Annotated in this window: 26 protein-coding genes; 23 read left to right on the forward strand and 3 right to left on the reverse strand. The window is 52.8% G+C overall.

Features of this window, described 5'->3' with window-relative positions; translation table 11 throughout:
- Positions 1–32: 32 nt before the first annotated feature.
- Entirely contained in the window at positions 33–2963 is a 2931-nt protein-coding gene (locus V7028_RS08165) for an Rne/Rng family ribonuclease (protein WP_334119590.1), read from the reverse strand.
- A 420-nt stretch (positions 2964–3383) separates the two neighbouring features.
- On the opposite strand from V7028_RS08165, the gene V7028_RS08170 reads away from it, so the two are divergent.
- From V7028_RS08170 to V7028_RS08185, 4 genes are read left to right on the forward strand one after another with little or no spacing between them, the layout of a single operon-like run.
- Positions 3384–4391: an RluA family pseudouridine synthase gene (locus V7028_RS08170; RefSeq protein WP_334119591.1), complete on the forward strand. Its 1008-nt coding sequence runs from the start codon at positions 3384–3386 to the stop codon at positions 4389–4391.
- On the forward strand, positions 4388–5050 hold the full coding sequence (locus tag V7028_RS08175) for an HAD-IA family hydrolase (protein ID WP_334119592.1): 663 nt from the start codon (positions 4388–4390) through the stop codon (positions 5048–5050). The genes V7028_RS08170 and V7028_RS08175 overlap by 4 nt, the downstream gene beginning before the upstream one ends.
- Positions 5051–5053: 3 nt before the next feature.
- Positions 5054–5431: a Rieske (2Fe-2S) protein gene (locus V7028_RS08180; RefSeq protein WP_334119593.1), complete on the forward strand. Its 378-nt coding sequence runs from the start codon at positions 5054–5056 to the stop codon at positions 5429–5431.
- A gap of 2 nt (positions 5432–5433) precedes the next feature.
- The gene (locus tag V7028_RS08185) at positions 5434–6390 is read left to right on the forward strand and encodes a S49 family peptidase (RefSeq protein WP_334119594.1); all 957 of its coding nucleotides are present in this window, start codon (positions 5434–5436) and stop codon (positions 6388–6390) included.
- Between the two features lies 1 nt (position 6391).
- On the opposite strand, the gene V7028_RS08190 is transcribed toward V7028_RS08185, so the two are convergent.
- Together V7028_RS08190 and V7028_RS08195 are read right to left on the reverse strand one after the other, a co-directional pair.
- The gene (locus V7028_RS08190; protein ID WP_334119595.1) at positions 6392–7087 is read right to left on the reverse strand and encodes an SAM-dependent methyltransferase; all 696 of its coding nucleotides are present in this window, start codon (positions 7085–7087) and stop codon (positions 6392–6394) included.
- 1 nt (position 7088) lies between these two features.
- On the reverse strand, positions 7089–7670 hold the full coding sequence (locus V7028_RS08195; RefSeq protein ID WP_334119596.1) for a Maf family protein: 582 nt from the start codon (positions 7668–7670) through the stop codon (positions 7089–7091).
- Positions 7671–7744: 74 nt separating this feature from the next.
- On the opposite strand from V7028_RS08195, the gene V7028_RS08200 reads away from it, so the two are divergent.
- The 19 genes from V7028_RS08200 to V7028_RS08290 all read left to right on the forward strand — a co-directional run bounded on the left by V7028_RS08200 (position 7745) and on the right by V7028_RS08290 (position 24106).
- The gene (locus V7028_RS08200; protein ID WP_334119597.1) at positions 7745–8335 is read left to right on the forward strand and encodes a YceD family protein; all 591 of its coding nucleotides are present in this window, start codon (positions 7745–7747) and stop codon (positions 8333–8335) included.
- Between the two features lie 24 nt (positions 8336–8359).
- On the forward strand, positions 8360–8542 hold the full coding sequence (rpmF, locus tag V7028_RS08205; protein ID WP_256763688.1) for a 50S ribosomal protein L32: 183 nt from the start codon (positions 8360–8362) through the stop codon (positions 8540–8542).
- Positions 8543–8608: 66 nt separating this feature from the next.
- Positions 8609–9691: a phosphate acyltransferase PlsX gene (gene plsX, locus V7028_RS08210; protein ID WP_334119598.1), complete on the forward strand. Its 1083-nt coding sequence runs from the start codon at positions 8609–8611 to the stop codon at positions 9689–9691.
- The gene (locus tag V7028_RS08215; RefSeq protein WP_334119599.1) at positions 9691–10668 is read left to right on the forward strand and encodes a beta-ketoacyl-ACP synthase III; all 978 of its coding nucleotides are present in this window, start codon (positions 9691–9693) and stop codon (positions 10666–10668) included. Before plsX ends, V7028_RS08215 begins: the two co-directional genes overlap by 1 nt.
- Positions 10669–10705: 37 nt before the next feature.
- A complete protein-coding gene (gene fabD, locus V7028_RS08220; RefSeq protein ID WP_334119600.1) occupies positions 10706–11650 on the forward strand; it encodes an ACP S-malonyltransferase in 945 nt (314 codons plus the stop codon).
- Positions 11651–11665: 15 nt separating this feature from the next.
- Positions 11666–12418, forward strand: coding sequence for a 3-oxoacyl-ACP reductase FabG (fabG, locus tag V7028_RS08225; RefSeq protein WP_334119601.1), 753 nt, complete (start codon positions 11666–11668; stop codon positions 12416–12418).
- Positions 12419–12501: 83 nt separating this feature from the next.
- A complete protein-coding gene (acpP, locus tag V7028_RS08230; protein ID WP_008249131.1) occupies positions 12502–12741 on the forward strand; it encodes an acyl carrier protein in 240 nt (79 codons plus the stop codon).
- Between the two features lie 83 nt (positions 12742–12824).
- Complete coding sequence (gene fabF, locus V7028_RS08235; RefSeq protein ID WP_334119602.1) at positions 12825–14063, forward strand: beta-ketoacyl-ACP synthase II; 1239 nt, start codon at positions 12825–12827, stop codon at positions 14061–14063.
- Positions 14064–14074: 11 nt separating this feature from the next.
- Positions 14075–14473, forward strand: coding sequence for a hypothetical protein (locus V7028_RS08240; protein ID WP_334119603.1), 399 nt, complete (start codon positions 14075–14077; stop codon positions 14471–14473).
- Entirely contained in the window at positions 14460–15062 is a 603-nt protein-coding gene (gene rpoE / locus V7028_RS08245) for an RNA polymerase sigma factor RpoE (protein WP_334119604.1), read from the forward strand. The genes V7028_RS08240 and rpoE overlap by 14 nt, the downstream gene beginning before the upstream one ends.
- Before the next feature lie 21 nt (positions 15063–15083).
- Positions 15084–15734, forward strand: coding sequence for a sigma-E factor negative regulatory protein (locus V7028_RS08250; RefSeq protein ID WP_334119605.1), 651 nt, complete (start codon positions 15084–15086; stop codon positions 15732–15734).
- 14 nt (positions 15735–15748) lie between these two features.
- Complete coding sequence (locus V7028_RS08255) at positions 15749–16729, forward strand: MucB/RseB C-terminal domain-containing protein (RefSeq protein ID WP_334119606.1); 981 nt, start codon at positions 15749–15751, stop codon at positions 16727–16729.
- A gap of 15 nt (positions 16730–16744) precedes the next feature.
- Positions 16745–18217 (forward strand): DegQ family serine endoprotease, encoded by a 1473-nt coding sequence (locus V7028_RS08260; RefSeq protein WP_442918711.1) that lies wholly within the window; start codon positions 16745–16747, stop codon positions 18215–18217.
- Positions 18218–18343: 126 nt separating this feature from the next.
- Positions 18344–20137 (forward strand): translation elongation factor 4, encoded by a 1794-nt coding sequence (gene lepA / locus V7028_RS08265; RefSeq protein WP_334119651.1) that lies wholly within the window; start codon positions 18344–18346, stop codon positions 20135–20137.
- A 2-nt stretch (positions 20138–20139) separates the two neighbouring features.
- Positions 20140–21006 carry a signal peptidase I gene (gene lepB, locus V7028_RS08270; protein ID WP_334119607.1) on the forward strand — a complete coding sequence of 289 codons (867 nt, stop codon included), beginning with the start codon at positions 20140–20142 and terminating at the stop codon, positions 21004–21006.
- Between the two features lie 20 nt (positions 21007–21026).
- Positions 21027–21743 carry a ribonuclease III gene (rnc, locus tag V7028_RS08275; RefSeq protein WP_334119608.1) on the forward strand — a complete coding sequence of 239 codons (717 nt, stop codon included), beginning with the start codon at positions 21027–21029 and terminating at the stop codon, positions 21741–21743.
- Between the two features lie 2 nt (positions 21744–21745).
- Complete coding sequence (gene era / locus V7028_RS08280; RefSeq protein ID WP_334119609.1) at positions 21746–22642, forward strand: GTPase Era; 897 nt, start codon at positions 21746–21748, stop codon at positions 22640–22642.
- Positions 22635–23369 (forward strand): DNA repair protein RecO, encoded by a 735-nt coding sequence (gene recO, locus V7028_RS08285; protein ID WP_334119610.1) that lies wholly within the window; start codon positions 22635–22637, stop codon positions 23367–23369. Before era ends, recO begins: the two co-directional genes overlap by 8 nt.
- Positions 23366–24106 (forward strand): pyridoxine 5'-phosphate synthase, encoded by a 741-nt coding sequence (locus V7028_RS08290; RefSeq protein ID WP_334119611.1) that lies wholly within the window; start codon positions 23366–23368, stop codon positions 24104–24106. Before recO ends, V7028_RS08290 begins: the two co-directional genes overlap by 4 nt.
- Positions 24107–24118: the final 12 nt, after the last annotated feature.

Below are 24118 nucleotides of genomic sequence, written 5' to 3' on the forward strand. Positions count from 1 at the left end.
TGCTCGCCTTGCTTGACTAGTTGGCTTGAACTTCAGTTCGTATTGTTTCCGAACTCGGCTTTGGTTTCAACCAGCACCAGGTTGTCCGTTGCAATTTGAGCCACCGGTTTTCGTTCGCGTGGTACTTGAACGGGTTTCGGTGCCGCAGCCAGGTTGGATTGAACCACAGACCATTTATCCTGGTCTGTTTCCACCCACAACATGCCTGCGCTGGTCAACATTTGCTCCAGGGCTTCCTTGTCCAGCGAAACAGGTGGAGCAGCAGCAACAGTTGTCACCGAAGCTGCCACTGCGGGAGCAGGAGCATCAAGGGGAGCGATCACTTTAGCTTGCGCAATCACTTCGACAGATTCCTGCACTTTGGGTGCAGCTTCAACCGTTGATTCGCTTTCGGCAGGTGGAGTTTCAATAGCAACTTCCAGTGCTGTTTCGCTGGTTTGTGCTACCGCTTCAACGACAGATTGGACAGCTTGAACAACTTCACGGCTGGGCACATTGGATTCGTCCGGATTGTTTTCGGTCGAACCCATTTGCGTGGGTTCCGCCGGCAAACCCATTGAAGCAGTGGCCACAGGGGCCGCTGATTCAACATGCTCAGTACCTTCTGCTGCTTGATCAACACCCACCACTTCACGGGCACCGTCGCGATTGCCACCACGACCGCCACGGCCTCGGCGACGACGGCGACGTGGTTCATCACCACTGGCTTCGTCATCGCTGCCATACGACATGGTTTCGGCAATCTTGTTGGCCAATTCCTCATCGTCTGCTGCATCTGCAGCCTGGAATGCGTCCTCGGATTGAAGTGCAGATTGTTCCTGTCCCGAACCGGTTTCGCCTTCACCTGCGCCGCGACCACCACGGCCACGACGACGGCGGCGGCGGCCGCCCGTGCGTTCGCTCAATTCTGCTGCATCTGCAGCATCACCAGCGGTAGCTTCTACGGCTGCCAATGGCTTGACTTCAAGCACCTCTGCACCGGCCGCGCGTTCCTCGCGGGGCTTACCACGGCCACCGCGGCCTTGTTGGGCAGAACGGGGTTGTTGTGCGTCTCCTGCCTTTGTTTCTTCACCAGCAGTTGCCGAGGCTGTTGTGGCCTCGTCTTCACGACCACGACCGCCTCCACGACGGCGATTGCGGCCTCGGCCTCCGCGTGAGTCGCCACGGTCACCTTGTGAGCGACCTTGTCCGCGACCACCGCGTTCACCTGTTTTTTGTTCCACAACTGCCGCAGGTTTTTCTGTTGTACCGTCCCGCTTGAACCAGGCGATAATTCGCTGAATCAAAGAGGGACCAGCTGGTGCAGCAGCAACAACCAATTCTGTCTTCGGCTTGCGTTCCTGATGGGGCGGCGCAGGCTGGGTTGGAATTACGCCCTTGATCACGGCTTCCTGGCGTTTTACAGCCTCGCCTTCTACTTTCTTGTCGTAGTAGTTTTGCTCTTCTTTTGGCGTGGCCAATTCAAAACTTTGGCGTGTGTCTTCCAGCCGTTCGTCGTCGTGGCGCAAACGCGTAATTTCGTAGTGCGGTGTTTCCAGATGTTTGTTTGGAATCAACAGTACATTTACCTTCAAACGCGCTTCCAGCTTGTAAATCTCGGATCGCTTCTCGTTTAACAGAAATGTGGCCACGTCAACTGGCACCTGCGTGTGTACGCTGGCAGTGCCTTCCTTCATGGCTTCTTCTTGCAGAATGCGCAGCACATGCAAAGCCGTGCTTTCCGTGTCACGAATCACGCCAGTGCCGTTACAGCGTGGGCAAGTGGTGTGCGAACCTTCGTTCAGGGCAGGGCGAATGCGCTGGCGGCTAAGTTCCATCAAGCCGAAACGGCTGATTTTGCCCATTTGCACCCGTGCACGGTCAAAGTGCAGGCTGTCTTTTACGCGGTTCTCAACCTCTTTCTGGTTGCCGGCTTTTTCCATGTCGATGAAATCGATCACGATCAAGCCACCCAGGTCGCGCAAACGCAACTGGCGGGCCACTTCTTCGGCGGCTTCCAGGTTGGTGCGCAAGGCAGTGTCTTCAATGTCGGTTCCGCGTGTGGAGCGGGCCGAGTTCACGTCGATCGACACCAATGCTTCAGTGTGGTCGATCACGATCGCGCCACCTGAGGGCAGGGGAACCATGCGGCTATACGCGGTTTCAATCTGGTGTTCAATCTGGAAACGGCTGAACAGGGGGATGTCGTCGCGATAACGCTTCACCAAATTCATCATGTCAGGCATCACGTGCTGCATGAATTGTTTGGCCTGATCGTAAATTTCGTCGGTGTCGATCAGCACTTCGCCGATGTCCGGGCTGAAGTAGTCGCGAATGGCGCGAATCACCAGGCTGCTTTCCTGATAAATAAGGAATGCACCATTGGCTGATTTGCCTGCACCGTCGATGGCTGTCCACAGTTGCAGGAGGTAGTTCAGGTCCCACTGCAGTTCTTCAACCGAGCGGCCAATACCGGCTGTGCGGGCAATAATGCTCATGCCCTTGGGGTATTCCAGTTTGTCCAGCGCTTCGCGCAGTTCCTGACGTTCTTCTCCTTCGATTCGGCGGGAAACGCCACCACCACGCGGATTGTTCGGCATCAGCACCAGGTAACGGCCAGCCAGTGAAATGAAAGTGGTCAGGGCTGCGCCCTTGTTGCCACGTTCTTCCTTTTCAACCTGAACGAACAGTTCCTGACCTTCCTTGACGACGTCTTGAATGCGGGCCTTGCCAGCTTCAACGCCTTCCTTGAAATATTGTCGGGAAATTTCCTTGAAGGGCAGAAAACCATGACGGTCTTCGCCGTAATTGACAAAACAGGCCTCAAGACTTGGCTCTACGCGGGTGATAACACCTTTGTAAATGTTGCTTTTCCGTTGTTCACGGCCAGCTGTTTCAATGTCAATGTCGATGAGTTTTTGGCCGTCGACAATTGCGACCCGCAACTCTTCTGAATGAGTTGCGTTAAATAACATGCGCTTCATGCACACTCCAATGGCACCGCAGTGCGAAAAGAGATGCTGAAAAAGCGGAAGGAAACAAAGAGATTCAAAAACGAATACAACAAAGGCCGCTCGGCTTTAACCAAGAGCGGCGATTATACTAAGGCATTGATATTTAATAATAAATATTGGTTCAAATTTCACCTGCGTAAGGTGGGCCTGCGTCGTTTTTGTTAGTACCCAGCGCTTCTTGTGCGCGCTGGTGCGTAAAATTCTTTGTTTTCAGCTTAAGGCGGGCATTCAGCCGCGCGCCTCTTTTTCAGCCATCATTGCCACCATCCAGGGTAGGCGGCACACCCACTAAATAAAATCACTGTGGGGCGTATCCAGAAGTGAATTCGGACGCTTCCCAAGCGATAATTCGATTATATGCTGAACCCGCCCAATTGGTAAAACAAAGAATTGAAAACACAGGAAAAACCCAATCCCGACAGGGCTGTTTTGCTCGAAATTGACGAAAAACATCAAGACCAGCGTCTGGACAATTTTTTGTGCAGTGTGTGTAAGGGTGTGCCCAAAAGCCATGTGTTCCGCATCATTCGCTCGGGCGAGGTGCGAATCAACCGCAAACGGGCAGAGGCGAAAACCAAATTGTGCGTCGGTGATGTGGTGCGTATTCCCCCCATTCAGGTGCTGGAAAAACAAAGCATTGAGTCGCTACCTTCAAGTGGTACGTTCAATAAGGTACAGCTTTTAAAAAGTGCAGCAGACATTCCCATATTGTTTGAAGACGATCACCTGTTGGTGGTCAACAAGCCTTCCGGCATGGCGGTGCATGGTGGCTCAGGCTCATCGTTTGGTTTAATTGAATGTATTCGGGCACTTAGGGCAGAAACCCATGAAGACCTTGAGCTGGTGCACCGAATTGATCGTGAAACCTCTGGCATATTGATTCTTTCAAAAAAACGAAGTGCACTCAGGAAGTTACAAGAGCAACTTCGAGCCCGTTCCTGGAAAAAGTATTACAAAACCCTGGTGCTTGGGCTTTGGCCTGAAGCCTTGAAGCAGGTGGACTTGCCCTTGCTGAAGACCCAAAGCGGCGAAAAAGAGGCGCGTGTGTTTGTTGATCCAAGCGGCGACAATGCTTGCACGAAATTCAAGATAATTCAGTTATATAAAGCAAATTATTCAAGCTTTACATTAATTCAGGCGCAAATTCTCACTGGTCGCACCCATCAAATTCGGGTCCACACCAGTGCCAACAAGTTTCCAATCGCGGGCGACGACCGGTATGGCAACTTTGAAATGAACAAGCAATTGGCCCGGCATGGTTTGAAGCGCATGTTTTTGCACGCCGCACGCCTGCAGTTGATTCACCCGGCGACAAATGAAACTATAGTGATAGAGGCGCCCTTGGCCCCGGAATTGGACAGTTTTTTAAAATCCTTACAGGCAGTAAACAGCAGATGACTTACAAAATGGTGGTGTTTGACTGGGATGGCACCATACTCGACTCAACTGGCGCAATCACCCGATCCATTCAGCGTGCGTGTCTTGATGCAGGCTTGCCCGATCCCGGCGAGGAAATTGCTTCTTATGTGATTGGTTTGGGCCTCAGTGACGCCTTGCGTCACGCTGCGCCGGGTGCCAGCGAAACGCAAATTGCCTTGTTGGTTGAAAGTTACCGCAAACATTACCTAAGCAAAGACCATGAGCTCGAATTGTTCACGGGTGCGGTGCCTTTGCTTCAAACCCTCAATAAAATGGGCGTGATTTGCACGGTTGCCACTGGCAAAAGCCGCCAGGGGCTGAACAGGGCCATGTCCAATTCAGACACGGCGCGGTATTTCATGGGTTCGCGGTGTGCTGACGAATGCCACAGCAAGCCGCATCCACAAATGATTCTCGAGCTGATGGAAGAATTCGGCACCGACCCGGCCCATGTTGTCATGATTGGAGACACCACCCACGACCTGAACATGGCACAGGCCGCTGGTGTGAATGCCTTGTCAGTTCAAACCGGGGCGCACCCACCCAAGTTATTGAATCAGGTGCCCCACCTTCAATCCTTCCGTTCAATCAATGAATTGGCTCCCTGGCTGATTCAAACCATTTCTGCGCATCAATAAATCATGTCTGAATTGCTTGTTTGCCAATCCAGTGACCTTGAAGAAGGTGGTACTGGCTATCGTTTCAAAGTGTTGTACAACGGCGAAGAGACCACCGCTTTCATTGTGCGCGTTGACAACGCTGTTCGCTGTTTCCTGAACCGATGTTCGCATGTACCGGTAGAACTTGACTGGAATTACGGGGAGTTTCTGGATGATTCCGGGCGCATTGTGGTGTGTGCCACCCATGGCGCAAGCTATGACGCCACCGATGGCAGTTGCCTTGGAGGCCCTTGCGATGGCAACCCCTTGGTGCGATTGAATATTGAAGAAAAAAATGGTGCAGTGTACTGGACCCCAACTGAATTAATTACAGTGCCGGCAGACGGCATTGAGGACTGAACATGAGCGAACAAGACAATCAATGGGAGCGAAAGCTGCTTGAAAAGCTGGCTTCTGAGGCACTGGTCGAACAACGCAGAAAACGCCGCTGGGGAATATTTTTCAAGCTGATCGGTCTGGTTTACGTGGGTGTGTTGATCGCCTCTATACTTGGGTTAAGCGCTGGTCCCGGGTTGGAGGAAACACGGCACACTGCATTGGTTGATCTGGAGGGCGTTATTTCATCCGACAGCCTGGCCAGCGCCGATCGTGTAAACGCCAGCCTGCGCAGCGCTTTCGAAAGCACTGGCTCCGTTGGTGTTGTTCTGCGAATCAATAGCCCCGGTGGCAGCCCTGTTCAGGCAGGGTTGATTAATGACGAGATCAAGCGGCTTCGGGTCAAATACCCTGCCAAACCGCTTTATGTCGTTGTTGAGGAAGTGTGCGCCTCCGGTGGTTACTACGTGGCTGTGGCTGCAGACAAAATATATGTGGACAAAGCCAGCCTGGTCGGCTCAATCGGTGTGGTCATGAACGGTTTTGGTTTTACCGGCACCATGGAAAAGCTTGGGGTTGAGCGCCGCTTGATCACCGCAGGTGAAAACAAAGGCTTTCTGGATCCATTCAGCGCGGCAGACCCATATCAAACCGAGTTTGCCCGGCAAATGGCAGAAGAAATTCACCAGCAGTTCATCAAAGTGGTTCAGGAAGGGCGTGGTGACAAGCTGAAACAGGCACCAGAACTGTTTAGCGGTTTGGTGTGGACTGGGGCCAAAAGCGTCGATCTGGGCCTTGCCGACGAGCTCGGATCGCTTGACACTGTGGCCCGCGATGTATTTAAAACCGAAGAAATTCTGGATTACACCGAACAGGATTCCCTGGCCGAGCGCTTGGCCGAACGGGTGGGTGTGGTATTTGGTCAGGGCGTTCGCAGCGTATTTCCAGAATTTGGAACCAGTCAGCGTTTGAGCTTTCAGTAGGCTATTCGGCCAGCCACAAGAAAAGGCAGGGTAACTTGCCTGGAAAGGCTGGCTGCTTGCGCCACTGCGCAATGGTTTTTGTTTGGATGCATTCGTCCTCGCCAGTCAAGTCCCAGCCAATACACAGCAAGGTAGTGTCGGAAAGCTGCTTCAACAATGCTTCAATCAGCTTTTCATTCCGAAAAGGGGTTTCGATCACTATCTGCGTGCATTTCTGCACCTTTGATTCACGCTCGGTTTGTTTGATCCACGCGTCCCGTTGTGCAGGCTCCAAGGGCGGATAACCATGAAACCGGAAGCTTTGACCGTTCAAGCCGCTTCCCATCAGTGCCAATAATATTGAACTTGGCCCAACCAGCGGGTGAACGGGGCAGCCCAATCGATGGGCCAGCGCCACAATTTCAGCGCCGGGGTCGGCCACGCCAGGGCAGCCCGCATCGCTCATCACCGCAATGGGTTCGCCTGCCTTGCATTGTTCAATCAGTGTTTGGCGCTGTTGCGGGTTCAGCTGGGCAATTTCCAGAATTTGCAGTTCACGGATGGGCGCCGGCATATTGAAATGCCCCAAAGCGGCCCGCGCTGGCTTGGCGTTTTCAACCAGCCAGGTTTTGCATTGTTGAACAAGCGGCAGGTCGGCTGCCAGCACAGGCAGTTTTGGCGTTTTTTGGCTAAGCGGGCTGGGTACCAAATAAAGCATGTCAGGGCAGGGTCACGTTAAATTGTCGCAGTGCGTTCGATACCTCGATCAGCGGCAAGCCGATCAACGCTGTGGGGTCGCTTGATTCAATACGTTTCAGCAATGAAATGCCCAAGCCTTCGCTTTTGGCCGAACCGGCGCAGTCATAAGGTTCTTCTGCAATCAGGTAGCGTTCAATTTCAGCGGGGCTTAGTTCACGGAACTCCACCGACGTGGGTACGGTGAATTCAAGTGTTTGGGCCATTTCATCGCAGCGCACACACACGGCAGTGTGAAATATGATTGTTTTGCCGCTCATGCTTCGCAATTGTGCCCGCGCCTTGTCGTGAGTTCCAGGTTTGCTGATGGCCACACCTTCTACATCGGCCACCTGGTCCGAACCAATCACAATTGCGCCGGGGTGTTCTTTTGCCACGGCCACTGCCTTTTCCCTGGCCAAACGCTGGCAAGTTTCCAAGGGTGTTTCGCCTTTTCTCGGCGATTCATCAATTTGCGGTGCTTCGCAGTGAAAGTTAAGCTGCAGGCGGGTCAGAAGTTCACGGCGGTACTTCGAGCTGGACGCTAAATACAAGGAACGGGTCATTTGGGGTGGCTTGCGGCTTTGACATAAAACGATTGGAGGAGTATTATCGCGCGTTTCCTGCTTTTCTAATCTGCATGCGGCACAAAGCCCCACAAAAACAGTTTGATGAATTCGACGCATGGTCGTTTTCTCGCTTGGGCGGTCGAATTGGCAGCGCAGACGTGAAGTTTGATTTCCCGCGCCTGGGCAACGACGAAAACATGTTGTCTTGCGAAGTGACGCATTGGGAAGTGTCCGGGCGAATTAACGCCAAGTCTGAAAGCGTCATTCGGTTTCAAGGCCGCTTTAACGCAGAGTTATCGTGTGTAGTGTGTGGTTCAGGTGTGCAGCATGCCACCGATTTTGATCGTCATTTGATTCTCAAAACTTCTGAAGCGCAGGCCGATGCCTACGACGAAGACACGCTGGACGACAATACAGACGTTGTTGCATGCCCGGGTGCGATAAACTTGAGAGATTGGCTGGAAGACGAAATATTGCTGGCTTGCCCCATGTTTCCAAAACACGAAGCCTGCGCCGAACTGGACGCACGCAGTTGGCAGGAAGAGGGTGAGCACGAAGAGAATACTGACGACCATCAGGATGACACTGCTGATGGCCCAACACAGGAAGTACAGCGTCCTTTTGCCAACCTGGGCGATTTGCTCAAGGGTAGCAAGAAGTAACACTTTTATACATGGAGCTTTAAAATGGCCGTTCAACAGAACAAAAAATCACCTTCCAAGCGTGGCATGCACCGCTCGCACCAAAACCTGACAGCGCCAACCTTGTCCGCTGACTCAGCTTCTGGTGAAACACACCTGCGTCACCACATCAGCCCCAACGGCATGTACCGTGGCAAGAAAGTGGTAAAAACCAAAGCTGACGAGTAATTTATTGACTCTTCAACAAGGCAACTGCAGTCATGTTGCCATGAAAACCAAAAGGTCTAGGAACGGATGGTTCGCATAGCGATTGATTGCATGGGTGGAGACCACGGTTTGTCGGTCACCATCCCAGCCTGTTTGCGTTTTCTCAAGCTGCATCCCGATGTGCAGCTTGTGTTGGTGGGAAAGCAGGCCGAAATTGAGGCAGCACTCGCCAGGAAAAAGGCCTTGGAGCACCCCCAGATCACCATTCGTCACGCCAGTGAAGTGGTTGAAATGGATGAGCCCCCGGCCCAAGCCCTGCGCAATAAAAAAGATTCTTCAATTCGAGTGTGTGCCAACCTGGTGAAAGACGGGTTGGCGTCTGCGTTCGTCAGTGCCGGCAACACCGGCGCCTTGATGGCGATCTCCCGCTTCGTGCTCAAAACAATGGACAGCATTGATCGCCCGGCCATTGCATCGGCCCTGCCCAATATGAAAGGCACGGGCACGTTGATGCTTGACCTGGGGGCCAATGTGGATTGCGAACCTGAGCACCTGTTTCAGTTTGCTGTCATGGGTTCGGCGTTTGTCAAAGGCACTGAAGGCATTGAAAGGCCGACTGTGGGTTTGCTCAATATTGGCGAAGAAGTGATCAAAGGCAATGAGGTTGTGAAAAAAGCCTCTGAATTGCTGCGCGCAAGCGAATTGAACTTCTACGGCAACGTGGAAGGCAACGACATATACAAAGGCACCACCGATGTAGTGGTGTGCGATGGTTTTGTGGGCAATGTTGCCCTTAAAACGTCAGAGGGCCTGGCACAAATGCTGGGCGACATTATCAAGACAGAGTTCAAGAGAGGCCTGTGGCCCAAAGTTGCTGCGGTATTTGCCGCGCCAGTGTTGCTTCGATTCAAAAAAAGGGTGGACCACCGCCGCTACAACGGAGCAGCATTGCTTGGGCTTAAAGGGATTGTGATCAAAAGCCACGGCTCGGCAGATGCCTATGCCTTCTTCCATGCGATCAAGCGCGCCTACGATGCGGCCAACGGCAATTTGCTGGACAGCATCAGGCTCACCATGTCGCACTATGTGCCTTTGGCAGCCCCGGCGGCCCCAGGCATGGGGGAGGCGGTTTCCGCGCAAGTCGAGGCCAAACCAGACCAAGTGATTTAATGTCTCAATACAGTGCAATCCTTGGCACCGGCGCAAGCCTGCCAAGGCGTGCGGTATCAAACCAGGAATTGACTGTGTTTCTTGCTGCAAAAGGCGTGGAAACCAGTGCTGAATGGATTGAAACACGCACCGGTATCCAGCAAAGGTATCTTTGCGAACCCGATGAAACCAACTGCGACATGGCCAGCAAGGCGGCCTTGCAGGCTTTGAACGCGGCTGGTGTGCTGCCCGATCAGGTCGATCTGATTGTTTTGGCCACATCCACGCCCGATCAAGTGTTTCCCTCAACAGCCTGCGCTGTACAAGCCCAAATTGGTGCCAGGCATGCGATGGCATTTGATATCCAGGCTGTTTGCAGTGGCTTCGTGTACGCGCTCACCGTGGCAGATTCCATGATTCGTGCAGGGCAGGCCAGAAATGCACTGGTAATTGGTTCAGAGGTGTTCAGCCGCCTGATGGATTGGCACGATCGAACCACGTGCGTGCTGTTCGGTGACGGCGCCGGTGCCGTGTACCTGCAAGGCAGCGATGAGCCCGGTATTTTGGGGTGCAAGCTCCATTCGGATGGCACCCTGGGTTGCATTCTTAACACCACCGGTCGCATAGAGGGTGGCAAAATTGTCGGCGACCCATTCCTGCGCATGGATGGCCAGGCCGTATTCCGGCAAGCCGTATCAGTGTTGGGCAACAGTGCTCTGGAGTTGTTTGAAGCCCTGAATTTCAAGCTGGAAGACCTGGATTTTCTGGTGCCTCACCAGGCCAATGTGCGAATTCTTCATTCTGTGGCCAAAAAATTGAAACTGCCAGAAGAAAGGGTGGTCATGACCGTGGCCCAGCATGGCAACACGTCGGCAGCTTCGGTTCCGCTGGCTTTGAACCATGCGGTTGCCCAAAAACAGATCAAAAAAGGCGATAACGTGCTTTTACAGGGTGTGGGAGGCGGTTTTACTTGGGGTAGCGTACTTGTTCGCATGTAAAATAACGCAGATTGCAAATTAGATGAATTCCTCCAAAATGACAAAACAAATTGCTTTCCTGTTTCCCGGGCAGGGTTCACAAGCGGTGGGAATGCTCAATGCATTCAAAGCTCACCCTGCAACGGCCAGTCTGTATGCCTCCACAGCAGTGGAAGCCGATCAGGCTTTGGGCCAGGATTTGGCTACGCTGATTGAAAACGGCCCTGCTGAATCCTTGAACCTGACCATCAACACCCAGCCCGCCATGCTGATGGCCGATGTGCTGGTGTTGCGCGCCTGGTTGGCTGCGGGCGGTGAGGTGCCAAATCTGGTGGCCGGGCATTCATTGGGTGAATACGCTGCACTGGTTGCGGCAGGTGTGCTCAGTTTGTCCGAAGGCCTTGGCTTGGTGCGTATTCGTGCCCAGGCAATGCAGGAAGCCGTGCCGGTCGGGCAGGGCGGAATGGCCGCCATTTTGGGTTTAAGCGACGATCAGGTAAAACAGGCATGCCAACAGGCCAGTGTGAACGGTGAAGTGGCCGAGGCTGTGAACTTCAATGCACCCAACCAAGTTGTGATTGCTGGCAGTGCGCGGGGTGTGAAAGCCGCCTGCGACGCTGCCAAAGCCTTGGGTGCCAAGCGTGCGCTTGAATTGCCGGTTTCTGCGCCGTTTCATTCAAGTCTGATGAAGCCTGCTTCCGTGAAATTGGCGGCGGCTCTGGGGCACGCAAAATTCAACGCGCCAACATTGCCTGTATACAACAACATTGATGTGGCTGTAGAATCCGACCCCGCAAGAATCCGCGATGCGCTGGTGCGCCAGGCCTATGGTCCGGTGCGCTGGGTTGAAACCATTGAAGCCATGACTGCAGCCGGAACCACACTGTTTGTAGAATGCGGCCCCGGCAAGGTGCTGGCTGGTCTGGTCAAGCGCATCAGCGATGTGCCTGTGGTCAATATTTTTGATCCGGACAGCATTCATGCGGCCTTGCAGGCGCAGTAAAAAAGGAAAAAACGAATGTACTTATTCGACTTGACTGGAAAAATTGCATTGGTCACTGGCGCAAGCCGTGGCATTGGTCGTGAAATCGCCGTTACCCTGGGCAAAGCCGGGGCAACTGTGGTGGGTACAGCCACCTCCGAGGCGGGCGCTGCCGACATTACGGCCGGGCTGAATGCTGTTGGTGCAAAAGGTTTTGGCGCTGTGCTGAACGTAACAGACACTACCAGCCTTGAGCCCCTGTTTGCGCGCATTGCAGAAGAATTGGGTCCACTGTCTATTCTGGTGAATAACGCGGGCATTACCCGCGATCAATTGGCCATGCGCATGAAAGACGACGACTGGGATGCCGTAATTGCCACGAACCTGTCGTCGGTGTTCAAGCTGTCGAAATTGGCCATGAAACCAATGATGAAAGCACGCACCGGGCGTATGATCAACATCACATCTGTGGTGGGCACCAGCGGCAATGCCGGGCAGGCAAATTATGCCGCCGCCAAGGCAGGCGTTGCTGGAATGACAAAAGCGCTGGCGCGTGAACTGGGAAGCCGCAATATCACTGTAAACTGTGTGGCGCCCGGATTTATTCAAACTGACATGACTGATGCACTGTCTGAAACACAGGTGGATCAGTTGAAGCAACAAATCCCGCTGGGCCGCATGGGCCAAGTCACAGACATCGCAGCTGCGGTGTTGTATTTGGCCAGCGATCAAGCGGGGTATGTAACTGGAACCACGTTACACGTGAATGGTGGAATGTGGATGGGGTGATGGCAAGGCATTTAGAATATGATCTGTCATATCGCTTTGCTACACTCTTTTGATTTTTATTAAAAACCCACGGAGGCTCCGTAATGGAAAACATTGAACAGCGCGTTAAAAAGATTGTGGCCGAACAGCTCGGCGTCAAAGAAGAGGAAATCAAAAACGAATCTTCTTTCGTAGATGATCTGGGCGCTGATTCCTTGGATACAGTGGAATTGGTCATGGCTTTGGAAGAAGAATTTGAAACAGAAATTCCTGACGAAGAAGCTGAAAAGATCACGACTGTCCAGCAAGCGATTGATTACGTTAAGACAAACTCTAAGTCTTAATGGTTGAATTGCCGGTGGGTAAAAGCGGCCAAGGCCGTTTTTACCCCTGGTGGTTTAAGCAGAAACCAGATAAAGGAGGGCTTGTGAGCCGTAGACGTGTTGTTATTACCGGTTTGGGCATCATCAGCCCTGTGGGTAATTCTGTAAGCGAGGCTTGGACAAGCCTGACCCAAGGCAAATCTGGAATTTCGTCCATTACCCGGTTCGAAACAGAGGCTTTGAGCGTCAAAATTGCCGGCGAAGTCAAAGGCTTCGACGTGGCTGAGTACATTCCCGGAAAGGAAGCTGCCCGCATGGATACCTTTATCCATTATGGTTTGGCCGCTGGTATTCAGGCATTCAAAGATTCCGGTCTGGAAGTGACCGACCAAAATTCTGAGCGAATTGGTGTCAGCATTGGCTCTGGCATTGGCGGCTTGCCAATGATTGAAGACACGCACACCGATTTGACCAACAAAGGCTACCGTCGAATTTCCCCGTTTTTCGTGCCAGGCAGCATCATCAACATGATTTCTGGCCATATGTCCATCATGTACGGCTTGAAAGGCCCGAACATTGCCATGGTGACCGCGTGTACCACGGGCACCCACTCCATTGGTGAAGCTGCGCGTATCATTGAATACGGCGATGCTGACGTGATGATTGCAGGTGGCGCTGAATCCACCGTTTCGCCCTTGGGCGTGGGCGGTTTTGCGGCCATGCGCGCTTTGTCTACCCGCAATGATGACCCTGCGGCAGCCAGCCGCCCTTGGGACAAAGACCGTGACGGTTTCGTGCTGGGCGAGGGCGCGGGTGTATTGGTGCTTGAGGAATACGAGCATGCCAAAAAGCGCGGTGCAAAAATTTATGGTGAAGTAGTAGGGTACGGCATGAGTGCCGATGCCAGCCACATGACCGCACCTTGTGTAGATGGTGATGGCGCTGCGCGTTGCATGAAGGCCGCCTTGCGCAATGCCGGCATGAACCCCGAAGACGTACATTATCTGAATGCACACGGCACTTCGACCCCCTTGGGCGATGTGGCCGAAACAATGGCCGTGAAGCGCGCCTTGGGCGACCATGCATTCAAAACCGTGGTGAATTCCACGAAAAGCATGACCGGTCACTTGCTGGGTGCTGCGGGTGGCATTGAAGCGGTGTTCACCGCGCTGGCTGTTCACTACCAGGTGTCGCCACCCACCATCAACCTGCTTGAAGCCGGCGAGGGCTGCGACCTTGATTACTGCGCCAACACGGCACGGGACATGAACATCAAACTGGCCTTGTCCAACTCCTTTGGCTTTGGCGGTACCAACGGTACTTTGGCCATTGCACGGGTGTAACGGGGCACTCCTTGTCAAACACACGGCCGGGCGGCATCTTGAATGAATTCATGTTCGCTGCCCGTGATGTGTCTGCTTTGTCTGCCTTTAAGCAATGGGTAGTGCGGTTCAGCTTGTGTGATGAACTGGATCCTGCTGTCAAATTCAGTCCCCGGTTTTTCCTGCTGATCCCGCAGGGCTCGCAGTCAGATCATACGCCCGTTGAACTGGTCCGCGCCTGGACCCTGTTTTTTGGTACTTTTCTGTTCATCCGCGGCGCCCCCCGTGGGTCTGCTTGCACCTTGTTTGTTTCAGCGTCAAGTTCCCCAAGCGCAATGCTGCGTACCTGTTTGAACCGCTTGCGTTCCGATGAGTCGTTGGACAAACCCACGCTGTCAGCCTATTTCTGGAGGATGAATGTCCTCCGATAAAGACGATGACCTGTTGATCGTCCAGCGGGTTCAGGCTGGCGACAAGTTGGCATTTAACCTGTTGGTCAGCAAGTACCACCGGCGTGTTGGGCGTTTGTTGACGCGCATGGTGCGAAATCAGGAAGACATAGAAGATATTGTGCAGGAAACCTTTATCAAGGCGTACCGAGCAATTGGCAACTTCCGGGGAGACAGCGCGTTTTACACCTGGATTTACCGGATCGCGATCAACACTGCAAAAAACCTGTTGGTGACCCAGGGAAGACGCCCATCTACCTTAAAAGAGTCAAATGACGGTGACAGTGAAACTTTTGAAGACAATGCCGCTCTTAGTAACATTGACACGCCTGAATCGTTGTATCAAACCAAGCAGATTGGCGAGGCGGTCAATGAAGCCATGGCTGCGTTGCCTGAAGAATTAAGGTCTGCAATTGTAATGCGGGAAATCGACGGACTCAGCTATGAAGAGATTGCAGCAGCGATGGATTGTCCAATTGGAACCGTTCGGTCACGAATTTTTCGTGCCCGGGAGTCCATTGCAGCAAAAATCAAGCCCTTGTTAGAACCCAAGGGTAGCAAGCGTTGGTAAACAGGTCAGGTGAATAAAGTGATGAACAGGAACGAACAAATTTCCGCGATGCTGGACGGCGAGCTTGATGAAGCAAGCCTGAAAGCCATGTTGTCTTCGATGGCCGATGAGGACGTGCAGGCGTGGCAAGGTTACTGCGCTGTGGGCGATTTGATTCGATCGTCTGATACAGCGGCGTTTCACTCACCGCCCTTGCTTCAGAGAATCGGGGAAAGTCTGGAGCAGGAACCCACGGTGCTTGCACCTGTATTGGCCACAGTCCTGGTTCGGCAATCGGCGGCGCAGCGCGTGTTCGCAGTGGGCCTTTCAAAACGTTTGCTGGCTTCACTCGCCGCTGTGGGTTTCTTCAGTTTTGCAATGAACCAGGCGATACCTCCGCTGGACAGCCAGGTCCAAATGGTACGCACACAAGCTGTTGACAGTGCCTTCACGGATGAAGAGCTGGCCCTGTGGCAAGAATATTTTATGGCCCACCAGCAAAACAGTGTTCGCAGTGGCCTTTCCGGTGTGTCTCCGATTGCTCGTGTAGAGGCCGATCGCCCCTCGCTGAACAACACAGAACGTGTGATCGTCAACAACCTGGGTGCTGCCGAATGGATGAATGTCTGGGAGCCCTCTGCGTACGGCACTGATCAGTCCGTGCAATTTAATTATGTTTCCTCCAGCCGTTGAGTGACGACCAAGCCATGATGTTGTACCGCCCGCTTCGTTTAATCAGGCAATTCGTAACTGGCGTGTTTCTCGCCAGTATTGCATTGGGTGTGCAGGCGGATCAAGGCCTGTGGAATTTGGTTTGGGCCAGCCATGAACAGGCCAAGTCCCTGAGTTATTCTGGCTTGCTGATCACCGAGTCAGGCAAATATTCCCAAAGCAGCCGTTTGCTTCATCAGTCCACCGGGGGTAGTGAATTCGAGGTGCTTGAACGGCTCGATGGTCAGCCCGCCAAATGGATTCGCCACAACGACCAAATTCAGTGCGTCATTCCCGATCGCAAAATGATATTGACCGATCGTCGGCACACGTCTGTTTCGTTTCCCCGAGTGTTGGCCGAAGCCAATGGTGCGTCCATGCTGGAACGCTTTTACAGCATCAGTGAACTGCCGGGGCGGCGAGTTGCCGGCAGGGCTGTTCGTGTGCTGAAATTAAGCCCGAACGATGACATGCGTTACGAATACCGCCTTTATCTGGATCGGGAAAACAAGTTGCTGTTGCGCTCGGAATTGTATTCACCACGGGGCGATGTGCTCGAGAATGTGGGGTTCAAGGAAATTTCTTTCGAGCCTGCCTTGATTGAAACCCCTTCGTTGGTGAAGGCTGGCCCCGGATGGCGCACCAGCAGCACCGAAGTGCGTTCACTGGATTCGAATGAGTTACCCTATGATTTGCCCGATCTGGCTTTCGGTTTTAAAAAGGCCGATACGGTTTGCAGGGTCAAGGGCAAAGATGAACAGATTCACCAAACTGTGTACTCAGACGGTTTGTCCACCTTGTCCGTTTTTATTCAAAAGCATCAGGCAAACCATTCCATGCCGCAGGTTCCCATGAGTCACGGGGCAGTGATGTCGAAATCAGAAACACAGGGCGGGCACATGGTGACCGTTTTGGGCGAGGTGCCCGAAAAGACTCTGGGACTTTTTTTGAAGTCTGTGCGTTGGAAATCTCAATAACAAGGAAATTTTTAAATGAGATCTGAAGTGTTGAATTCCCGAAAAATTGTTTGGACGGCTTTTCTTTTTCTGGCCATGGCAGTGTCGGTGCTGAATTTTTCCGCACCCGTGAATGCGGCTGCGCGTGATTTGCCCGACTTTTCCGATCTGGTGGATCGTGTTGGTCCAGGTGTGGTGAATATTCGTACCACCCAGAAAGTAAGCCAAAATCCCCAGGGCTTTCCCGGGATGGATCCCAACGATCCGTTCTTTGAGTTTTTTCGGCGCTTTATGCCGCCCGGAACACCCATGCCGGGTCAACCAGGCCAACCGGGTCAAACACCTCGAGGCGCCCCTGCACCTGAGCGCGAAGTTCCCAGTGGTGTGGGTTCCGGGTTTGTGATCGACGCCGATGGCTATCTGCTGACCAACCACCATGTGGTTGATGGCGCAGAATCCATCATTGTGACTTTCCCGGACAAGCGTGAATTCAAGGGCAAGGTGATTGGTTCAGACCAGCGCACCGATGTTGCCTTGGTTAAAATTGAAGGCAAAAACCTGCCCTTCCTGAAAATCGGCAATGTGAACAACACCAAGGTGGGGCAGTGGGTAGTTGCCATTGGCTCACCATTCGGTCTTGAGAATTCGGTAACAGCCGGTATTGTAAGTGCCAAGGGCCGCGATACAGGCGAATACCTGCCTTTCATTCAAACTGACGTGGCGGTGAACCCCGGCAACTCGGGTGGCCCATTGCTGAACCTGGACGGTGAAGTGATTGGTATCAATTCCCAGATTTACAGCCGCACAGGTGGTTTTATGGGTATTTCCTTTGCCATTCCAATTGATGAAGCCATGCGTGTGGCCAAGCAGTTGCGTGAAAACGGCAAGGTAAGCCGCGGCCGCATCGGCGTGGGCATTGGCGAAGTGGACAAAGACGTGGCCAAAGCCCTGGGGCTTGATTCGGCTGTGGGTGCTTTGGTTGGATCGGTGGGCAAAGACAGCCCGGCCGAGAAAGCCGGTGTCATTGCAGGCGACATTATTTTGCGTTTCGATGGCAAAAAAGTTGTGAAGGCCTCTGATTTGCCCCGTATTGTGGGTGAAACCAAGCCCGGTTCGAAGGTGAGCATGGTGCTGTGGCGCAAAGGCACTGAAAAAGCTGTTGCCATTACAGTGGCGGAATTTGAGGCGGATGCAGCCAAGGCCACGCCCGCGCCTGCAGAGAAACCCAAGCCTGCCGAAACAGACAAATTGGGCTTGACTGTGACTGACCCCACTGCACAAGAGAAATCGTCCTTGGGTCTGACCGGCGGTGTTGTTGTGCGAAATTCCGTGGGTATGGCGGCAGCAGCCGGTATCGCCACGGGCGATGTTATTTTGCGGCTTGGGCGCACTGATATCACCTCCGAAAAACAGTTTGCTGAATTGGTCAAAGCCATTCCAAAAGGTCAGGCTGCGCCCTTGTTGGTGCGTCGCGGCGAAAACTCATTCTTCGTGGTCATCACGCCTTGATCCATCCGCGCCCGCCGTGGGCGCACGGGCCTTGCGAAATATGCTGTAAAGCAAGGTCTGATCAGGTAAAATAACGTGTTACCGAAATTTTCAGGGGGCCAAGAAGCCCCCTTTTTAATGATGCAAATGCAGCACATACGCAATTTTTCGATCATCGCCCACATTGATCACGGGAAATCTACGCTAGCGGATCGTTTGATTCAAATGTGCGGGGGGCTGAGCGATCGGGAAATGGACACGCAGGTGCTTGACTCAATGGACATTGAGCGAGAACGCGGCATCACCATCAAGGCCCAAACCGCGGCATTGACCTACAAGGCCAAAGATGGCAACACTTACCTGCTTAACCTGATCGACACCCCGGGCCATGTGGATTTTTCCTACGAGGTTAGCCGCTCCTTGTCTGCCTGTGAAGGCGCTTTGCTGGTGGTGGATGCTTCCCAGGGTGTAGAAGCGCAAACGGTGGCCAATTGCTACACCGCGCTTGATCTGGGTGTTGAAGTGTTGCCTGTGCTGAACAAAATCGATCTGCCCCAGGCCGACCCCGAAAACGCAAAATCTGAAATTGAAGATGTGATTGGTATTGATGCGTCAGGCGCAATTGCCATTTCCGCCAAAACCGGTTTGGGTGTCGATGAGGTGCTTGAACTGGTGGTCAACAAGGTTCCGGCTGCACGGGGTAGCCGTGATGCGCCGTTGCAGGCCTTGATCATTGACAGCTGGTTTGACAACTACGTGGGCGTGGTGATGCTGGTTCGCGTTGTCAATGGGGTGTTGAACCGCAAAGACAAAATCAAGTTGATGGCCACTGGCGACACCTACATTGCCGACGATGTGGGCGTGTTCACCCCGAAGTCGATTCCGCGTGAATCGTTGTCGGCCGGTGAGGTGGGTTATATCAATGCGGGCATCAAGATGCTTGAAAGCGCAAAAGTGGGCGATACGGTAACCCTGGCTGGCAAGCCTGCGGACAAGCCATTGCCTGGCTTCAAGGAAGTGCAGTCGCAGGTGTTTGCCGGTTTGTTTCCGGTGGAGTCGAACCAATACGAGGCGTTGCGCGAAGCGCTGGACAAATTGCGTCTGAATGATGCGGCCCTGAACTACGAACCCGAAGTGTCACAAGCCTTGGGCTTTGGTTTTCGCTGTGGTTTCCTGGGCATGTTGCACATGGACATTGTGCAGGAGCGCCTGGAGCGCGAATTTGACATGGACTTGATTACCACGGCCCCCACTGTGGTCTATGAAATCAAGCAGCGTGATGGCACCATTTTGCGAGTGGACAACCCGTCGAAAATGCCCGACCTGAGCAAGGTCGACGAAATTCGGGAGCCGATCGTGATCGTGAACTTGTTGATGCCGCAGGAATATGTGGGGTCTGTCATGACTCTGTGTACCGGGCGGCGTGGCACACAAACAAACATGGTTTATCACGGTCGCCAGGTGCGTTTGACGTTCGAGATGCCCATGGCTGAAATTGTGCTGGATTTTTTTGACAAATTGAAATCAACTTCCCGTGGCTATGCGTCGATGGACTACGCCTTTAAGGAATACCGTCCGGCCGATATTGTGAAAGTGGACATGTTGATCAACGGCGAGAAAGTGGATGCCTTATCCATCATGGTTCATCGGGGCAATGCGGTGTATCGTGGCCGTGCCGTGGCCGGGAAAATGCGCGAGATCATTTCTCGCCAAATGTTTGATGTGGCCATTCAGGCTGCAATCGGTGCCAACATTATTGCGCGTGAAACCGTGAAAGCCCTGCGCAAGAATGTGCTGGCCAAATGTTACGGCGGTGATATTTCAAGAAAGAAAAAACTCTTGGAAAAACAGAAAGCAGGTAAAAAACGCATGAAGCAGGTGGGCAACGTGGAAATTCCACAAGAAGCTTTCCTTGCCATTCTCCAAGTGGAAGACAAATAACAATGAATTTTTCCCTGATTTTATTTTTGCTGGTGCTTTTTACCGGTTTTTTCTACGTGCTTGACCTGATGGTTTTCAAGCCAAAACGAAGAATGGCAGCAGAACAGGCGCTGGCTTGTACGGCGGGTGCTGCAACGCTGAAAGGGGATGCCGAGCAGCGCATTCGCAACCAATACATGAAGCAGCCCTTGTGGCTGGAATACAGTGCCAGTTTTTTTCCGGTCATTCTGTTTGTATTTGTGTTGCGTTCTTTCGTTGTTGAGCCGTTCAAAATCCCGTCGGGCTCCATGATTCCCACCTTGCTGATCGGTGATTTGATTCTGGTCAACAAATTCACCTATGGCATTCGCCTGCCAATCATCGACAAAAAAATCATCCCGGTTTCAGATCCGCAACGCGGTGATGTCATGGTGTTTCGTTACCCGCTGGACCCCTCACTGGACTACATCAAGCGTGTGGTGGGTGTAGGTGGTGATGTGGTTGAATACCGCAACAAAAAACTGTTGATCAACGGCAAGGCGCTGCCAGTGAAGCAACTCGACAAATATTACGATCCCAATAACTTTTCGTATTCCTTGCAGTATCAGGAAACTTTGAATGCCAAAAAGCACCTGGTACTGAACGACGAGGATGCACCACCCTATGTCATTGGTGCGCAAACATTCAAGAACCGGGACAACTGCAAATACGATGTCAATGGTTTCCGTTGTGTGGTGCCACAAGGGCATTATTTCATGATGGGTGACAACCGCGACAACTCGAGCGACAGCCGTATCTGGGGATTTGTGTCCGATGATCAGGTGGTTGGAAAAGCGTTTCTGGTGTGGATGAATTTCAATGACTTTTCCAGAATTGGCCTGTTTCATTAAAGCCAGCTTGGGGGTTTCAAATGAATAGTTCCAGGTTTTCAGGACTTGAATCGGCGCTTGGTTATCATTTCAAGGATCAGGCGTTGCTTCAGGTTGCGCTGACCCACCGCAGCTATTGCAGCCAGCACAATGAACGTTTGGAGTTTCTCGGGGACAGCGTGCTGAACTGCGCTGCGTCCATCTTGCTGTTTGAAACACATCCAGACATGGATGAGGGGAAAATGTCCCGTGTTCGTTCCCATTTGGTGAAGCAGGATTGTCTGGCCATGATTGGTCGCAACCTTCAGCTGGACAGGTATTTGTCTTTGGGGGCGGGCGAATTGCGCAGCGCAAAGACCATCAAAGACAGCATCGTGGCCGATGGTCTGGAAGCCTTGTTCGGCGCTATTCTTCTGGATTCCGGTTTTGAAGATGCGCGCGATTGTGTCATTCGCTTGCTGACCCCCGTGATGCTTGAAACGCCCATCGAATCCATGGGCAAAGATCCCAAAACACGCCTTCAGGAATTGTTGCAGGGCAAGCGGATGAAATTGCCCACCTATCGGGTGTTGGTTGAAGGTGGTACATCGGCCAGCCCGGAATTCAGCGTTGAATGTTCAATTGATGACCTGGAAATTACCACGGTCGGGCAGGGGCATTCCCGGCGAGTTGCCGAACAGCACGCCGCGCAAGCGGTGCTTATCGAATTGCTTGAGCGGGAGTATTCTGATCCCAATCAAACCAGCAGGAGGCAATAACCATGGCCGAATCAAAATGTGGCGTGATTGCCGTAGTAGGGCGCCCGAATGTGGGCAAGTCCACATTGATGAATGGAATGATTGGCGAGCATTTGTCGATCACGTCCAGTAAGCCCCAAACCACCCGCCACCGCGTGTTGGGTGTGATGACTGAAACTGTGAAAGACGTGCCCACGCAGTTTATTTTTGTAGACACCCCCGGTTTCCAGACCAAGCATTCCAACGCCTTGAACAAAACCATGAATCGTGCGGTGCTGACCGCGCTGGCGGATGTGAATGTGATTGTGTGGGTGATCGAGCAAGGCAAGTTGACGCCAGCCGACCTCAAGGTGCTGGAGCTTTGCCCCAAAGGCGTGCCCTTGGTGGCTGTGGTGAACAAGGTTGATCTGCTTGAGAAAAAAAATGAAGTGTTGCCGTTCTTGCAGAAGGTGAGCGGGCAACGCAATTTTGATGCAATTGTGCCCCTCAGTGCCCAGGCCAACAAAAACCTGGACAGCCTGAAAGAAGCTGTGTCGGCGCTGTTGCCAGAACAGCCTTTTTTCTACGACGAAGACACGCTGACTGATCGCCCCGAAAAGTTTCTGGCTGCGGAACGCATTCGCGAGAAATTGTTTCGCTTGGTGGGTGATGAATTGCCTTACACCTGCACCGTGGTGATCGACAAATTTGAAATTGAAGAGGGGCGCCGGGTTATTTTTGCGTCCATTCTGGTCGATCGTTCCTCGCACAAGGCGATGATTATCGGCAAGGGCGGCGAGAAGCTAAAGCGCATTGGTTCCGAGGCGCGTCAGGACATGGAACGCCTGTTCGGCGGTAGCGTGCACCTTGAAACCTGGGTCAAGGTGCGCAGTGGCTGGGCTGATAACGCGACACTGCTGCAAAGCCTGGGGTATGAATAACCCTCGGTTCAATGCTGATTTTGCCTATGTACTGCACAGCGTGCCGTACAAGGAAACCAGTTTGATTGTTGAATTGTTCTGTAGGGAGCATGGGCGATTGCCTGTGGTGGCCAAAGGGGCCAAGCGGCCATATTCTGGTTTGCGTGCGGTGCTGGTCAGCTTTCAGCCTTTGCAGGTTCGGTTTAGTGGCAAATCAGAAGTTAAAACGCTGAGCCATGCCGAGTGGATGGGCGGCCTGATGGCACCCGATGGCAAGGCCCTTTTTGCGGCTTATTATCTGAACGAATTGTTGATGCGTGGGTTAAGCCGGGAAGACGCCCATCCCGAGCTTTTTGATTTGTATCAGGACACCCTGATGGGCCTGGTGGGTGGTGAAGACATGAATTTGTGTGTGCGCCGCTTTGAGGTGGGTTTGTTGCAAGCATTTGGGTATGGTCTGGATTGGCAGAACGATGCGCAGGGAAGGGAAATTGACACGTCGCGTGATTATGTTTGGGTGGATCAAGTTGGCTGGACTCCCTCAAGCGGGGGGGATGTAAACGGATTGCAGAACGCCGCCGTTGATTATTCGGTCCAAGGACTGTTGATCGCTCAAATTCAGCAGGGGCAGTGGTCAAAAGTGGCCGCCAGTGCGTTAAAACCCGTTACCCGGAAATTGCTGCTGACCCATGTTGCACCCAATGGTTTGATGTCTAGAGTCTGGATGGAGCATTTGTTAAGAGCATGATTGAACTTGGTGTAAATATTGATCACGTGGCCACAATTCGCCAAGCGCGGCGCGGTCACGAGCCGGATCCATTGAAAGCTGCTTTGCTGGCTGAAGAATTTGGTGCTGACGCCATAACCGTGCATGTGCGGGAAGACCGGCGACACATGCAAGACGATGATGTGCGCCGCATTCGCCCGCAAATCAGTACGCGCTTGAATTTTGAGTGTGCGGTGGTTGAAGAAATGATTCGTTTGGTCGAGGAGATCAAGCCGCATGATGTGTGTTTTGTGCCGGAACGCCGGGAAGAAGTGACCACTGAAGGTGGACTGGATGTAATTGGTGGTTTTCATTTGATTGCGCCAGCAGTGGCCCGTTTGAAAAGCCAAGGCATGCGCATTTCCCTTTTTATCGACCCGGATCTGGATCAGATAGAGGCTGCTTTGAAATGCGGGGCAGATGCAATCGAATTGCACACGGGAAGCTACGCTCATGCAAACGGCGCTGCGCACCAGGCGGAGCTGGAGCGCATCCGCAATGCGGCGAACTTTGGCGTTGCGGAAGGTTTGCGAGTAAACGCTGGCCATGGTTTGAATTATGACAATGTGTCGCCAATTGCGGCAATTGAAACCATTTCCGAACTGAATATTGGGCACAGTATTGTGGCCAATGCGGTTTTCATGGGTTGGGAAGCTGCAATCAAAAAAATGAAAGAATTGATGGTTACTGCAAGATTGGAATCAATACGGCCAAGATAATTGGTAAATGCG

This window comes from Limnobacter sp. (genome assembly GCF_036846585.1).
Classification (GTDB): Bacteria; Pseudomonadota; Gammaproteobacteria; order Burkholderiales; family Burkholderiaceae_B; genus Limnobacter.

Bases quoted from the DNA above. Each gene is read 5' to 3' on its own strand.
- V7028_RS08180 (WP_334119593.1), top strand. From the start codon at position 5,054: ATGTCTGAATTGCTTGTTTGCCAATCCAGTGACCTTGAAGAAGGTGGT.
- V7028_RS08185 (WP_334119594.1), top strand. From the start codon at position 5,434: ATGAGCGAACAAGACAATCAATGGGAGCGAAAGCTGCTTGAAAAGCTG.
- V7028_RS08195 (WP_334119596.1), bottom strand. From the start codon at position 7,670: ATGACCCGTTCCTTGTATTTAGCGTCCAGCTCGAAGTACCGCCGTGAA.
- V7028_RS08255 (WP_334119606.1), top strand. From the start codon at position 15,749: ATGATGTTGTACCGCCCGCTTCGTTTAATCAGGCAATTCGTAACTGGC.
- V7028_RS08200 (WP_334119597.1), top strand. From the start codon at position 7,745: ATGCGGCACAAAGCCCCACAAAAACAGTTTGATGAATTCGACGCATGG.
- V7028_RS08290 (WP_334119611.1), top strand. From the start codon at position 23,366: ATGATTGAACTTGGTGTAAATATTGATCACGTGGCCACAATTCGCCAA.
- V7028_RS08250 (WP_334119605.1), top strand. From the start codon at position 15,084: ATGAACAGGAACGAACAAATTTCCGCGATGCTGGACGGCGAGCTTGAT.
- V7028_RS08165 (WP_334119590.1), bottom strand. From the start codon at position 2,963: ATGAAGCGCATGTTATTTAACGCAACTCATTCAGAAGAGTTGCGGGTC.
- fabD (WP_334119600.1), top strand. From the start codon at position 10,706: ATGACAAAACAAATTGCTTTCCTGTTTCCCGGGCAGGGTTCACAAGCG.
- V7028_RS08175 (WP_334119592.1), top strand. From the start codon at position 4,388: ATGACTTACAAAATGGTGGTGTTTGACTGGGATGGCACCATACTCGAC.
- rnc (WP_334119608.1), top strand. From the start codon at position 21,027: ATGAATAGTTCCAGGTTTTCAGGACTTGAATCGGCGCTTGGTTATCAT.
- era (WP_334119609.1), top strand. From the start codon at position 21,746: ATGGCCGAATCAAAATGTGGCGTGATTGCCGTAGTAGGGCGCCCGAAT.
- rpoE (WP_334119604.1), top strand. From the start codon at position 14,460: ATGTCCTCCGATAAAGACGATGACCTGTTGATCGTCCAGCGGGTTCAG.
- V7028_RS08215 (WP_334119599.1), top strand. From the start codon at position 9,691: ATGTCTCAATACAGTGCAATCCTTGGCACCGGCGCAAGCCTGCCAAGG.
- recO (WP_334119610.1), top strand. From the start codon at position 22,635: ATGAATAACCCTCGGTTCAATGCTGATTTTGCCTATGTACTGCACAGC.
- rpmF (WP_256763688.1), top strand. From the start codon at position 8,360: ATGGCCGTTCAACAGAACAAAAAATCACCTTCCAAGCGTGGCATGCAC.
- plsX (WP_334119598.1), top strand. From the start codon at position 8,609: ATGGTTCGCATAGCGATTGATTGCATGGGTGGAGACCACGGTTTGTCG.
- lepB (WP_334119607.1), top strand. From the start codon at position 20,140: ATGAATTTTTCCCTGATTTTATTTTTGCTGGTGCTTTTTACCGGTTTT.
- lepA (WP_334119651.1), top strand. From the start codon at position 18,344: ATGCAGCACATACGCAATTTTTCGATCATCGCCCACATTGATCACGGG.
- fabG (WP_334119601.1), top strand. From the start codon at position 11,666: ATGTACTTATTCGACTTGACTGGAAAAATTGCATTGGTCACTGGCGCA.
- V7028_RS08190 (WP_334119595.1), bottom strand. From the start codon at position 7,087: ATGCTTTATTTGGTACCCAGCCCGCTTAGCCAAAAAACGCCAAAACTG.
- acpP (WP_008249131.1), top strand. From the start codon at position 12,502: ATGGAAAACATTGAACAGCGCGTTAAAAAGATTGTGGCCGAACAGCTC.
- V7028_RS08260 (WP_442918711.1), top strand. From the start codon at position 16,745: ATGAGATCTGAAGTGTTGAATTCCCGAAAAATTGTTTGGACGGCTTTT.